General features: G+C 42.2%; 15 protein-coding genes. 10 read left to right on the top strand and 5 right to left on the bottom strand.

Annotated features, from left to right (window positions below; genetic code table 11):
- Window positions 1-250: 250 nt before the first annotated feature.
- The 3 genes from P2A85_RS18780 to P2A85_RS18790 all read left to right on the top strand — a co-directional run bounded on the left by P2A85_RS18780 (window position 251) and on the right by P2A85_RS18790 (window position 3854).
- A complete protein-coding gene (locus P2A85_RS18780) occupies window positions 251-1285 on the top strand; it encodes an RRXRR domain-containing protein (protein WP_377474636.1) in 1035 nt (344 codons plus the stop codon).
- Between the two features lie 47 nt (window positions 1286-1332).
- Window positions 1333-2430 carry an AI-2E family transporter gene (locus P2A85_RS18785; RefSeq protein WP_377474638.1) on the top strand — a complete coding sequence of 366 codons (1098 nt, stop codon included), beginning with the start codon at window positions 1333-1335 and terminating at the stop codon, window positions 2428-2430.
- 353 nt (window positions 2431-2783) lie between these two features.
- Window positions 2784-3854 carry an ABC transporter permease gene (locus P2A85_RS18790; protein WP_377474640.1) on the top strand — a complete coding sequence of 357 codons (1071 nt, stop codon included), beginning with the start codon at window positions 2784-2786 and terminating at the stop codon, window positions 3852-3854.
- A gap of 204 nt (window positions 3855-4058) precedes the next feature.
- Here the strand turns inward: P2A85_RS18790 and P2A85_RS18795 are convergent, their stop codons facing one another.
- Window positions 4059-4268, bottom strand: a complete 210-nt coding sequence (locus tag P2A85_RS18795; RefSeq protein WP_341733095.1) for a CsbD family protein — start codon at window positions 4266-4268, stop codon at window positions 4059-4061.
- A gap of 116 nt (window positions 4269-4384) precedes the next feature.
- Window positions 4385-5212: a PHP domain-containing protein gene (locus P2A85_RS18800; protein WP_341735484.1), complete on the bottom strand. Its 828-nt coding sequence runs from the start codon at window positions 5210-5212 to the stop codon at window positions 4385-4387.
- A gap of 394 nt (window positions 5213-5606) precedes the next feature.
- Here P2A85_RS18800 and P2A85_RS18805 point away from each other — a divergent pair, with 394 nt between their 5' ends.
- On the top strand, window positions 5607-5951 hold the full coding sequence (locus P2A85_RS18805) for a hypothetical protein (protein ID WP_377474643.1): 345 nt from the start codon (window positions 5607-5609) through the stop codon (window positions 5949-5951).
- 12 nt (window positions 5952-5963) lie between these two features.
- Here the strand turns inward: P2A85_RS18805 and P2A85_RS18810 are convergent, their stop codons facing one another.
- The gene (locus tag P2A85_RS18810; protein WP_377474645.1) at window positions 5964-6431 is read right to left on the bottom strand and encodes a hypothetical protein; all 468 of its coding nucleotides are present in this window, start codon (window positions 6429-6431) and stop codon (window positions 5964-5966) included.
- A gap of 55 nt (window positions 6432-6486) precedes the next feature.
- Between P2A85_RS18810 and P2A85_RS18815 the strand changes: the two genes are divergently transcribed.
- On the top strand, window positions 6487-6609 hold the full coding sequence (locus P2A85_RS18815) for a hypothetical protein (RefSeq protein ID WP_377474647.1): 123 nt from the start codon (window positions 6487-6489) through the stop codon (window positions 6607-6609).
- Between the two features lie 53 nt (window positions 6610-6662).
- Entirely contained in the window at window positions 6663-7034 is a 372-nt protein-coding gene (locus tag P2A85_RS18820; RefSeq protein WP_377474649.1) for a VOC family protein, read from the top strand.
- Between the two features lie 152 nt (window positions 7035-7186).
- On the opposite strand, the gene P2A85_RS18825 is transcribed toward P2A85_RS18820, so the two are convergent.
- Together P2A85_RS18825 and P2A85_RS18830 are read right to left on the bottom strand one after the other, a co-directional pair.
- Window positions 7187-7477 (bottom strand): hypothetical protein, encoded by a 291-nt coding sequence (locus P2A85_RS18825; RefSeq protein WP_371114209.1) that lies wholly within the window; start codon window positions 7475-7477, stop codon window positions 7187-7189.
- Between the two features lie 24 nt (window positions 7478-7501).
- Window positions 7502-8191, bottom strand: a complete 690-nt coding sequence (locus P2A85_RS18830) for a phosphoribosyltransferase (RefSeq protein ID WP_377474651.1) — start codon at window positions 8189-8191, stop codon at window positions 7502-7504.
- 167 nt (window positions 8192-8358) lie between these two features.
- On the opposite strand from P2A85_RS18830, the gene P2A85_RS18835 reads away from it, so the two are divergent.
- From P2A85_RS18835 to P2A85_RS18850, 4 genes are all read left to right on the top strand, one after another.
- Complete coding sequence (locus P2A85_RS18835) at window positions 8359-9045, top strand: uracil-DNA glycosylase family protein (RefSeq protein ID WP_377474653.1); 687 nt, start codon at window positions 8359-8361, stop codon at window positions 9043-9045.
- A 125-nt stretch (window positions 9046-9170) separates the two neighbouring features.
- Window positions 9171-10439: a DNA methyltransferase gene (locus P2A85_RS18840; RefSeq protein WP_377474655.1), complete on the top strand. Its 1269-nt coding sequence runs from the start codon at window positions 9171-9173 to the stop codon at window positions 10437-10439.
- A complete protein-coding gene (locus tag P2A85_RS18845; protein ID WP_377474657.1) occupies window positions 10432-11346 on the top strand; it encodes a Bpu10I family restriction endonuclease in 915 nt (304 codons plus the stop codon). The genes P2A85_RS18840 and P2A85_RS18845 overlap by 8 nt, the downstream gene beginning before the upstream one ends.
- 245 nt (window positions 11347-11591) lie before the next feature.
- Window positions 11592-13145 carry a GUN4 domain-containing protein gene (locus P2A85_RS18850; protein ID WP_377474659.1) on the top strand — a complete coding sequence of 518 codons (1554 nt, stop codon included), beginning with the start codon at window positions 11592-11594 and terminating at the stop codon, window positions 13143-13145.
- Window positions 13146-13263: the final 118 nt, after the last annotated feature.

Here is a 13263-nt window from a genome sequence, read left to right on the forward strand (position 1 = left end):
ATTGTGCTCGTTTAATTGACAAAAATCCCAGTCATAAACCCCAGCCTGAAGGCATGGGGCTTGAAAGAGGAAGGCTCACCACCCTCCAAATTCAAGACCAAAACAGTGTCTAGCCTGCGTCTTTAAAAGACCAACTGAACTGCCTGAGAGTGGTATCTCACAAAACGTTAAGAATGCCTCCCTAGTTCTTAACCACTTTGGCAGTCAGTGGCGAAGGGAAATATATACCTAGAAATAGGACTTACCATAAATGTTTGTACCCGTTGTAAACAGTGAAAATAGACCGTTAATGCCGACTACCAATGCCCGCGCCAAGCGTTGGATAGGATCGGGCAAGGCAACACCCTTCTGGAAAAAAGGAGTATTTTGTGTCAGGTTGAATGCAGAGCCTTCAAACCACAACTATCAACCCATAGCGGTTGGCATCGATCCAGGTAGCAAACGCGAAGGATTTACCGTTAAATCCAAATCGCATACCTACTTAAACATCCAGACCCATGCAATTGATTGGGTAAAAGACCATGTTGAAGTAAGGCGAAATATGCGACGTGCTCGGCGGTTTCGGAACACACCGTGCCGTCAAAACCGAGCTAACAGGTTGGTTAACAAAAATCGGCTCCCTCCATCTACTAAGGCAAGATGGCAGTGGAAGTTAAGGATAGTTAACTGGCTAACGTTGATGTTTCCAATATCGACAATTGTTGTGGAAGATATCAAAGCAAGAACCCGAAAAAACGGACGCAAGTGGAATGTATCGTTTAGCCCTTTGGAAGTAGGCAAACACTGGTTTTACTCTGAGGTTAGAAAGATTGCCCATCTTGAGATTAGATCGGGAAACGATACTTACGAACTGCGTCAAAATTTAGGACTTCTCAAGTCCAAACAGAAACGATCAAACAAGTTTGAGGCTCACTGCGTGGATTCTTGGGTGTTAGCTAATTGGTACGCGGGAGGACACATCCAACCCGACAAGACCAAGCTAATAGAAGTAATTCCCCTTGAGTTTCATCGCAGACAGCTCCATCGCTTGCAACATTCCACAGGTCATATTCGCCTTCGTTATGGTGGCACAATTAGTATCGGGTTTAAGCGCGGTTCAATTGTTAAACACCCTAAATACGGATTTTGTTACGTTGGCGGTTGGCAAGAATCTCCAACAAAGAAAGACCCGTACCGAAAAACAATTAGCTTGCACGATTTAAAAACTGGCAAGCGTCTAACTCAAAACGCATCGCCCGCAGATTGTAAATTTTTGTCCTACAACTCGTGGCGCATTGCAAATTAAATTGTAAAGCCGTCCTAGAAGGACGGGGTTTCCAACCCATTTTTCTGATGAATAGCCTCTTTTCTCCGGCTCAACAGTTTCTAATCACTTGGCTGCTAGTGCTAGTGACAGGATGGTTTACCCTAGCTGCTATCAATTATGTGGGAGAACTGGTCAGCATTTTGGTAACGGCGGGACTAATTGCCTTTTTATTGAATTATGCAGTAGTAAGACTGCAAGTATTTTTGCCACGGGGAGTAGCTGCGGCCCTGGTTTATTTAACTGCTGGTTTGTTATTAGTAGTAATTGGTTTAACTATTGTACCACCGGTGTTCAGCCAAGCCAGACAGTTGGGGGCTAGACTCCCGGAATTGCTGGAGTCGGGACGACAGCAGCTAGGTGAATTCCAAACTTGGAGTGCCGATCGCAATTTGCCTTTTAACGTGGAAATTTTGGAGCAGCAACTATCTGCTAAAGTGCAAGAACAAGTACAGGCGATCGCGGGTACTGGTTTAGGGTTAGTTGTCGGTACGGTTAACTGGTTTTTGGATTTAATTCTAATTCTCGTCATTTCCTTTTATATGCTCCTCGACGGAAAAAGAGTCTGGGGTGGCTTGACAAGTATTTTTTCCCCAGATATTCGCTATGTTTTAACTGACACTTTGCAGCGAAACCTCCAGCGCTTTGTATCGGGACAGTTGCTGCTGGGACTATTTATGGCCACAGCACTGACTCTGGCTTTTTGGTGGTTGCGAGTGCCATTTTTCCTGTTATTTGCGGTATTTATAGGATTAACAGAAATAGTTCCGTTTATCGGTGCAACTTTGGGAATTGGAGCAGTTAGTATAATTGTAGCATTTATTGATTGGTGGCAAGCGCTGCAAGTCTTAGCAGTGGCGATCGCCCTTCAGCAAATCAAAGATAACTTAGTAGCTCCCCGCATCATGGGAAATCTCACAGGATTAAGCCCGGTAGTTATTTTCACAGCCTTGCTGTTAGGAGGTAAAGTGGGAGGATTATTGGGAGTTATCCTGGCAATTCCGTTAACTGGGGTAGTAAAAAGTATAGTAGAAATTGTACTCAACCCCAAATTACCACCGCAAACAGGCTCCTTTTTCTACAATCCCTTTCGGGACGAAGAATTACAGCAAAATGATATTCAGTAGTCAGCGGTCATTAGTCAGTAGCGGTGCCCTGCCCTTCGACTCCGCGGTTCCTGAGCGTAGTCGAAGGGCAGGAACCGCGTAGTCGAAGGGTCAGTAGTCAGTAGTCAGTAGTCAGTAGTCAGTAGTCATTAGTTATGAGTTATGAGTCAGTAGTCATTAGTTATGAGTTATGAGTCAGTAGTCATGAGTAATTGGTTATGAATGATTGGTCATTAGTTATAAATCATGAGTCATGGCTCAACTAACAAATAACAAATAACCAATAACAAATAACCAATAACAAACAACAAATAACCAATAACAAATAACAAATAACCAATAACCAAAGTTAACCTTCAACAATTTAAAAAACTATGAAATGGTGGCAAAACCTGAAACATAATCCTCTAGCTAAGTTGGGAGCAGTGTTGCTCTTGATTTTTTACACCGTAGCAATTTTAGCTGATTTTGTAGCACCTTACGACCCCTACGACTCCCTATTAAACGCTTCCTTATTGCCGCCGACGCAGATTCATTTCATCGCACCAGATGGGCAATTTATTGGTCCCCATATTTATCCTACTACCCAAGGTTCTGTGGATGTAAATACAGGCGATCGCCAAGTAATTGTAGACACGCGCCAACCCTCCGCTTTGGTTTTCTTTACCAAAGGTTATCCCTATAAATTTTTGGGAATTATTTCAGGCGATCGACACCTATTTGGTGCTACGGGAGAAGCCAGAATTAACCTGTTAGGCACGGACGAACAAGCTCGCGACCAATTTAGTCGCTTAGTACACGGCAGCCGCATTAGCCTCAGCATCGGTTTAGTAGGAATAGCAATTTCTTTTCCTTTGGGATTGTTAATCGGAGGAATTTCAGGTTATTTTGGGAGTTGGATTGATAGTGTTTTAATGCGCTTTGTGGAAGTATTGATGACAATTCCCGGTCTTTATTTATTAGTAGCATTAGCAGCAGTTCTACCACCGGGATTGACAAGCGCTCAGCGATTTATCCTGATTGTCATTATTACTTCATTCATCAGTTGGACTGGTTTAGCGCGGGTAATTCGCGGTCAAGTGCTCTCCATTAAACAACTAGAATTCGTCCAAGCAGCGAGGGCAATGGGTGCAAATCCACTTTATATTATTGTCCGTCATGTATTGCCCCAAACTGCCACTTACGTGATTATTTCTGCTACTTTATCCGTGCCTAGTTTTATTGTAGCGGAGTCAGTTTTGAGTTTGATTGGGTTGGGAATTCAACAGCCCGATCCTTCTTGGGGAAATTTACTCTCCCTGTCTACTAATGCTTCAGTTTTAGTATTGCAACCTTGGTTAGTTTGGCCCCCAGCTATCTTAATTATTCTCACGGTTTTGGCGTTTAATTTATTGGGTGATGGGTTGCGGGATGCTCTCGATCCCAGAAGCGCTCAAAGAAATTAAATCAAGGGCATTGGGCATTGGGCATTGGTGAAAACTTAAGACTGAAACCCACAATAAATGTGGCTTTATTCTCGTTCCTAGGCTCTGCCTGGGAACGCATATTTGAAGGCTCTGCCTCCCGTTTTCCTCCCCAAGCGAGGCAGAGCCTCTGGATATTGGTTCCCAGGCAGAGCCTAGGAACCAGTTGCGCCCAAACTGTATTTTCTACAACTTGTCGATCGCCTTTTTCGCCTTGTCTGTCACATTTTTCACGGCATTTTTCAGATCTTCTGCTGCATGGCGGGCGGCAGCTTCAGCTTGTTTTGCCTTACCTTCAGCCTGGTCTTTTTTGTTCCCTGTGATATTGCCGAAAACTTCCTGAACTTTACCTTCTACATTTTTGCCGATCGCCTTTGCTCTATCTTCTGTACTCATAGCACACTCCGCTAAGCAATTTAATCTTTTTACTATCTTACTACTATTTACTAAGCCCTTGACTTGAAATTCACATTTATTTATATAAATTTATCGGCAAAATTCACCCTGAAAAACTACTTCAAACTGGCCGCAGCAACTTTAACTGGTTCTAGCAATTCTAAAGGTAAATGCAGCATATTTAAAGTAGTGCTATCAGTGTTTTTTCTTTCAGGATCGGGGCCGTGATAGTCGCTACCACCTGTCATCAACAAACCGTAGTGCAAGCACAAATCTTGCAATTTTTGAATCTGACTGGAACTGTGGCTGGGATGGTATACTTCCACTCCCATTAAACCCGCATCTACTAATTCTTTTAATACTTCTTCAACCACTCCGCCCCGAAATAAATAAGGGTGAGCCCACACTGGTACTGCGCCACTACTCCGCAATAAATCAATACCCTCGACGATGGAGAATTTTTCGTAACGAACGTAAGCTGGCCCACCATCTCCCAACCACCGATCGAAGGCTTCCCGCGATGATTTGGCATAACCTGCTGCTACCAATGCAGACGCAATATGAGGTCTTCCTGGTGCCATACCTGGGGACGTTTTTGGTAATGCGATCGGGTATCCCATTGCTGCTAATTTGTCCACCATTTCTTGCGATCGCCTAAACCGTCCTTCTAGGCGATCGTTCAAAGGAACGCGCAGCTTATTTGCATCGGGATAAAAACCTAAAATGTGCAAAGAGCGATCGTTGTGGACTGTACTAAGTTCTACTCCGGGGACTATTTCTAGATTGTACAAAAGGGCCGCCACAAAAGCTTCATCCCAACCAGACATAGTATCGTGATCTGTGATAGCCAAAGCGCGAACCCCTGACGCAGCAGCCGCCGCGACGAGTTCCCCAGGGGTGAGAGTACCATCCGAAAAAGTTGTGTGACAGTGGAGTTCTAGCATATTGACCTGATTAACGAAGAATTTTCGCGAACTTTACGGAAACTGCCCAACTTATCAAGTATAGCTTTATTCTCGACTCCCCAGCCCTCAGCAACTCCCAAAACGTTGAGGACGTTTTTAATTGCTCAAAGCATTGGTATTGCTGCTTCTTCCTTCTTCCTTACTGCATACATCGCAGCTTAATCCTTGTGCCAGTTTGCAAATTGGCTAAATTCAGCCGCGACTGAATTTAGTTCGCAAACAGTCTCAAGCCCTACCCCACAAGGCATACAGTCAAATCGGGTGTCAGAGTCGATCGAGCTAAAAACTGTGATGCTTGGGATAGTGGCATTTTGCTGTCACTAACACACAGGCATTTTTTCTAAAGTAACAACATGACATTCAGGAGCTACTTATGATTTCTACTATTTGCTGCCCCGAAACTTCTCTTAAGTCTAACAAAGTTAATGCCGATCGTAATAAAGTTGATTCCAATGGCAACCTAGAATATTGTATAGCCGCTGCTTGGGTAGACTTAGTAGGAGGAGACTACAGTAGTTTAGGAGGAGATGATTGGCTGGCGATATGTGGCGATATTGATGAAGGCGAACTTTACAAAGAATGGTTTGTGTGGCAAGATAGCGAAGTGACGAAAGAATGGGAAGCTTTCGATCCAATTACTAATTATCGCATCGTTGCACCTAGCCGAGCCATTTTAATTGCTCAAATCGATCGCATCGAAGCTACAAGACTAATCTAATCTGTATGCAATCTAGGTTCCTTGGACTTTGAGTTTTTCCCGATCCAACTTGCGTTGTTTCAATGCTTCAAGATTTTGCTTGATCGACTCTAGTGCAATTCCATTCCCCTGCTGTTGGTACAATTCACTGGCAGTAATTAAATTCTGCACAGCATCATCATCAGAACGCAAATTGGCACAAGCCAAACCCCGATTGTGGTAAGCTTCTGCCAAAGTAGAAACAAGTTGTAAGGCGCTGGTAAATTTGTCTTTAGCTTTTCGATAATTTCCCGATTTATAGGCCTCAATTCCTTCTTGGCAATAAACAGAGGCCTTGCGACCAGCATCCGTAGCCGGAAATTCTGGTAAACTTAAAACTGGTTCTTGAAACAGCACAGAAATGCTACCCTTACCGAAGTAAGCCCAAGTCATTGTTCCTAGGCCAATCCCCAGGACGGCAACAATGATGATAGACAGAGCAATAAAATTGGTGGTTTCCATAGAAAAATATTTGTAGTATTACAATATGATAAGATATCTTTGAATTTTTGCAACAATGGCGGCGCGAAATTACCTCAACTGGAAATGGTCGATCGGAACGCTAGCTTTAGTATTATCGATCGCCTCCCTTACCGTACCTGCAAATTTTGACACCGCAACCGACGCACCAACTCAATAGGAGGATTTCAATTATGATAATATGCAAAACAACCAATCGCAATCAACCATAATATGAGTTTCCTCTACACCGCAGCCCTAGTAACTTTAGCAGATATTGACAAGGAAGTTCTCGTTAAATTTTACACAAAATTTCTCGATATTGATCCGAATCCTTACATTCCTAATACTTATGCTGAATTTCAACTGCCGGGTTTAAGATTAGGCATATTCAAACCCAAAAATTCCCACAAATCAGAATTTTTAGGTATCGGAAAAGCAGGCATGAGTTTATGTTTGGAAGTCAGCGACATCGAAATGGCGATCGCCCGAATTTGGGCCCTAGGATGTCCGCCCCCCGGAGAAATTATTAAAGCTAGTCACGGTTTAGAAATCTACGCCTTCGATCCCGCAGGTAATCGCCTAATTTTACACCAACCTAATTAGCAGATGACCGAGATAAAACTCCTCTGTAATAACTTGAATAAAAAGTTTACTGTATAAGCATTCTTCCTTCTTCCTTCTTCCTTCTTCCTTCTTCCTGAATTTCCCCCCTTGGGGGGGGCTAGGGGGGGGTTCTTCTTCCTTCTTCCTTCTACTTATCTAATCAATTCAGCAAAACTATAAAAACTGATAATTAACAATAAAAGTGCGGTGATATGAGTTAGCTGAAATTGAGGCCGCGGGCCCAGGGATTCTCGCACTAAAATTGAAAAAGACGAACCAATTATATAACTTAGAGACAGGGCTAGATAGGGCCATTGCCCTGTGAAAGTCCATAACCCCAACAAAATCATCGCTAAACTCAACATCACCAACTCAACAAAGCGAGGAGGATTGTGCTGACTAGATAGAATCAAAGTATCCAACCAATATTGCCAAGGTCTCATTTATTAGCGATCGCACTTTTGGATTTAACCTTCTAGCTTAACTGACGATCGCCATTCAGTTTGTTGCCGTAAACACGCTAAGGCAATTTCCGTCTCAACTTGCGGAAATTCGCCGTAAAAGCGACTGACGCTATAAAAAGGATCTGGAGTTTCTAGGACGATGTGGCGATCGCACATTTCCTCCAAAAATTCTAGCAAATCCTGCGGTGCAACCGGCACGCAAATCCACAAAGCCATCGGCTGCTGAATCCGCAAAGCCTGCGCCGCCACAGCCATCGTCATCCCCGTCGCAACCCCATCATCCACCAAAATCGCCAAAGCCCCCGCAGCGCTAACATTTGGACGTCCCGGAGACAAATCTGCCAGTAGAGATTGGGCATTATTTTGAGCCTGATCGAGTGCTGATTTTTGCCAGGGTAAATTGTGCTGCTTTTGCTTTTGCCAGAGGACATTACCGTCAGCAGTTACAGCCCCGATCGCCAGTTCTAAATTATCTGGACGAGTAATTTTCTTGGCGACAACCACATCCAAAGGACAGCCCAACAAACGGGCCACGGGGACTGCGATCGGCAAACCCCCCCGTGGTAAAGCATAAACTATCGGTTTAACAGCCTCTGGTGCGGTTAAATTCAATTTTCCGAGCTCTGCGAAAACTGCTGCGGCGAGTCTTTCGCCAGCATCGGCGCGATTATCAAACAACGGGTTAGAGAACATATTCCTGCCTGTACGAGCTCTACCAAACAATTGTAGATTTGAGAGTAACAATTTGAGATTTTGCGATCGACTGCATCGCATACAAGCTTTTTGCCAATCTCAAATCACTCAACCCGATATACACTATAAATTCTAGCATCAAAAAAATCTCCCCGATCGTTAAATATATGTCCAGCGACTTGCAACTCAGCCTGTTTGACACCAGTCAAAATACCTCTTTCGTAACCGACTCAATACCGACAAATGTCAAAATTCCCATTCCTCCGGGCACTTATCAAAATATCCAGCAAATAACCGAACACTGCAACCGCTGTCACCGCTGCGAATTAGGCAACAGCCGCACTCACGCCGTCATCGGGCGCGGCAATCCTCAAGCAAAAATCTTGATTGTGGGAGAAGCGCCGGGACAAAACGAAGATGAAACTGGATTGCCATTCGTTGGGCGATCGGGTCAACTTTTAGATAAGATTTTAGAATCAGTAGGACTCTGTACAGAAACCGACATATTCATTGCCAACGTCATCAAATGTCGCCCGCCCAACAACCGCCCTCCGACAGTCAAAGAAATAGAAGCCTGCAAACCATACTTACTCGAACAAATCCGCATATTAAACCCTAAAATTATTTTATTAACAGGTGCAACAGCCCTCAAAGGTTTGCTTAGCGACAAGCGACCGATTAGTAAAATTAGAGGTCAATGGATAGAATGGGAAAATCGCCTATGTATGCCAATCTTCCACCCATCATACTTGTTGCGAAACCCCTCCCGCGAACCAGAAACTCCGAAATGGTTTATGTGGCAAGATATGCAAGCGATTAAGGCTAAATTTGATGAATTAAAAGAGCAATTGTAATATTTTTATTCTTGATTTGTAGGGGCGGGTTTCACCAACAATCTCTGATTTTCACCCACAATCTCAAAAACCCGCCCCGGCCTTTCTATCTATTCACAAATTCGCGCCAAGTAAAAATCCGAATTATGGTTTTATCTAATATTTTCAGTGAAACTCCTATCAATAGACAAGAAATTCCTCAAGAACTATTAGACATTGAAGATAAACAACGTACTAATCCACTTCCTTGGAAAGGGCAATTTTCCCCCCAGTTTATCGAAACTTTGATTCATAAATATGCCGATAAAAATAGTGTGATTTTCGATCCATTTTTAGGTAGTGGAACAGTTTTATATGAGGCAGGAAGATTCGGACTGGAAGCCTGCGGAACAGAAATCAATCCCGCAGCTTTAATCCTCGCTAACACTTATAAATTTATCACTATTTCACCAAGACAGCGTGAAAGATGTATCAATTGTTTTCTCGCTCGACTAAAGACTGATATCTGGGAGACAATGCCACTCTTCCAAACAATACAAAAAGAACTTACAGAAAATGATATAATAGATAAAATCGTATATTTAGCCGTTGATAATGAAGAAAAATTAATTAATATTCTACATCAAGCATTAGTGATATTGCTAGATTTAGAAAATAAAAAAGTTACCTACTCAAGAGTTTTCACCATTGCGAAAAATCTCGCTACTTTTGTGCTTAACCTACCCTATAGCGAAAAGCCGATAAATGCCTACAATGCCGATGCAAGAAACGTTCCCTTAGAAAACTCCAGTATCAATCTTGTGATTACATCCCCCCCTTATATCAATGTATTTAACTATCATCAGCAGTATCGCGGTTCTACTGAAGCACTAAACTGGAAAATTTTAGAGGTGGCAAAATCCGAGTTTGGTTCTAATCGCAAGCATAGAAGTAATAGATTCCTAACAGTAATTCAATATTGCTTAGACATCGCCTATACTTTGCAAGAATTGTTACGAATATGCAGCCATGACAGTAGAATAATATTTGTAGTCGGTCGAGAATCAAATATTAAAGGAACTCCTTTTTTTAATGGGGAGTTAGTTGCAGAAGTCGCTAGTCAAGTATTGGGGATTAGTTTAGATATTCGTCAAGAAAGAACTTTTGTGAATCGTTATGGAAAAAGTATCAAAGAAGATATACTGCACTTTATAAAAGTAGAAAATTTACAGTATCATTTTACTATACATCAAGCCAGAACTATTGCTGTAGAAGCCTTAGAGTCCGCTTATTTCCTAGCGGATGAACAAGTAAAATATGAAATCAAGGATGCTATCGACAAGGCTGAAAAAGTACATCCATCACCTTATTTCGAGCGGCAGCGTTCACGTAAAATCATTGAAGAAATCAACCCAAAAGAAGAAATTTATGTTTAATTTAGCTCAGCCACATGGGGACAAACTAGCAGCATTGCTTGATAATAATAAACTACCTCCTACAGAAAAACCGCGTGTTAATCAAGCAATCGAACACTATATAAACTGGTTGGAAACCCTTAAAAATATCAGTGGTGATTTGAAAGTTGTTCCAGACATGGTATCCCATCTAACCTCCTATAAGCGATACATTGACGTTGAACTAATCTTTGATAGTGACAATGATTTTTTGTACCGTCAAAAGGGGCAATTAAAACTTGACAACTCAATCATTGAAGAATTTATACCTATCTTAGTTACAACCGTCTTTGCAGATTCATTAAAGGACAAAGAATTATCCTTTGGCCCAACACAGTGTTTTTCATCACTCCGATTTGAGTCAAGTTTAAAAGTAAGTCCAAAAGGTGGTGGAATGAGTATTCGAGCCAAGGATCAAGATTTTGCAATTAGTAGAAAAATATTTTTGAAAGCCTCTCACAATCAAGATTTTAAGGAGAGTACCTCCCGCGAGGCAAATATTGCTTATGTTGCGGCTGAGTGTAAAACAAATCTTGATAAAACCATGTTTCAAGAGGGCGCGGCAACTGCCTTAGATGTAAAATTGAGTGTTCCAGGAGCCAAGTATTTCTTGCTATGTGAATGGCTGGATATGTCGCCGATTAGCTCATCACTCACAGCTATTGATGAGATACTAATTCTGAGAAAAGCTAAGCGGTTATCGTCTAATATCAGAAGTGCTTTTAGTACAGTAGAAGGAAGAAAGAAAAATAGAGATTATTTTGTAAACCATCTCGACAATAACCCCTTTGCACCGGAAGTTTTCATGAGATTTTTAACTGAAATTGAAGGGATGATTGGCAAAGATGAACTCGACGAAGATGATGTGCTTTCAAGAGGCTATTTTTGAGGGTAAAAAACATTAACAGAACCAGCGAGGCAGGCCTCTGGATATGCGTTACCAGGTGAATTAAAAGAGCAATTATAATGAATTTTTATTCTTAATTTGTAGGGGCGGGTTCACGAAAAATCTCCAATTTCCACCCACAATCTCAAAAACCCGCCCCCACCACGCGACAGAATTCGATCGCGGGCAATTCAACGGACATGATATAAATTGTGTTAATCTTAAAACTGTGAAACTAAGGACTTTTTATGAGTCAATGCCTTAATCCTGATTGCCTGCATCAAAACCCATCCCTCACCAAATTCTGCCAACGCTGCGGCAACAAACTGCTCCTCGGAGACAGATACCGAGCAGTCAAATACATTTCCGAAGGAGGTTTCGGCCGTACATTCAAAGCCGTAGACGAACATCGACTCGATACAATCTGTGTGATTAAACAATTTCTCCCGCAACTACAAGGGAGTGCAGCTATTCAGAAAGCGACTGAGTTATTCAAACAAGAAGCAGTGAGACTGCGAGATTTGGGTAAACATCCTCAAATACCTGATTTATTGGCATTTTTTGAACAAGATCAACGGTTCTATTTAGTACAAGAATTTATTGACGGTGAGGATTTATTAAAAGAATTACAGAAACAGGGAAAGTTTAGCGAAAAACAGATTAAGCAATTACTGACAGAATTGCTACCGATATTAGATTTTGTTCACAAACAAAAAGTAATTCACCGAGATATTAAGCCGGATAACATCATTAGAAATTCTCACTGTTCTCTAGTCTTGATTGACTTTGGAGTTGCTAAGGAATTGAGCGGTAGTGTTTTGACTAGAGTGGGAACTGTGACTGGAACTCCTGGTTATGCGGCACCGGAACAAATGCAAGGTCATGTTTTTCCAGCGAGTGATCTTTACAGCCTTGGTGTAACTTGTATTCGGTTATTAACCGGGTGTTTGCTGGAAGAGAAAAATGGAACTTTGGCTGACGAACTTTTTGACCCGATGCAAATGGCATGGGTATGGAGAAATAAGGCAGTTTCCATCAGCAATGACTTGGGTAAAGTATTAGATAAAATGCTCCTGTTTCCAGTCGGCGCGCGTTATCAATCAGCAGCAGAAGTATTGCAAGCTCTTAATCCTGTCTCAGTATCACCTACTAAAATACCAGCTAAGCCTCAAGCAAAACCTTTTCAGTCTTCACCAGTAGCATCTAATCAAATATCAGCTAATCAGGTGATGCCTAAACAGCCCGCTAGTGAGATCATGCCTAAAGTGGTGGCTAATGAGGTACAATTGGTTTCTGCGGTCGGGATGGATTATAGAGAATTGCGTAATTTATTAGCAGTCGGAACGTGGAAAGAAGCGGATTATGAAACGACGAGAGTGATATTGAAGGTGGTGGCTAAGATGTTGGGTAAGGAGGAAGAACGATGGCTGCACTCGGGATCTATTGATTATTTTCCTTGTGAAGACTTGCGAACGATTGACCAACTTTGGGTAAAATACAGTAATGGGCGCTTCGGCTTTTCGGTGCAGAAACGCATCTATCGGAGTATCTTTAACGCACCTGGCTTTGATACATATAGTGAAAAAAAATGGGAAGCGTTTTCCCATCGTGTAGGTTGGAAAAAGTTGGACATAAATGGTGAAATGAGCTTAGACCTGATTTTGGTAGAGGTAGATAAAGCACCAGAGTCAGAAGGTCAACTCCCTTGTACTTTAAGGTGGGTAATGAGGTTAGGGGTAGATGGGGGTAAGAGTGAGGGGTGGGGACATCTCTTCTCTCGCGTCGAGACTTGTGGACTTTAACATCTAAACGTTTCATTTCAGGGTTTCCTTAATATTTATAACAAAGGCTTTAACCACGAAACCAGGCCATTTCTACGTTTCCGATACCTGGCACTGACCAGACTGAGCTAAAATTTTA

Source organism: Microcoleus anatoxicus (assembly GCF_042465725.1).
GTDB classification, from domain to species: Bacteria; Cyanobacteriota; Cyanobacteriia; order Cyanobacteriales; family Microcoleaceae; genus Microcoleus; species Microcoleus anatoxicus.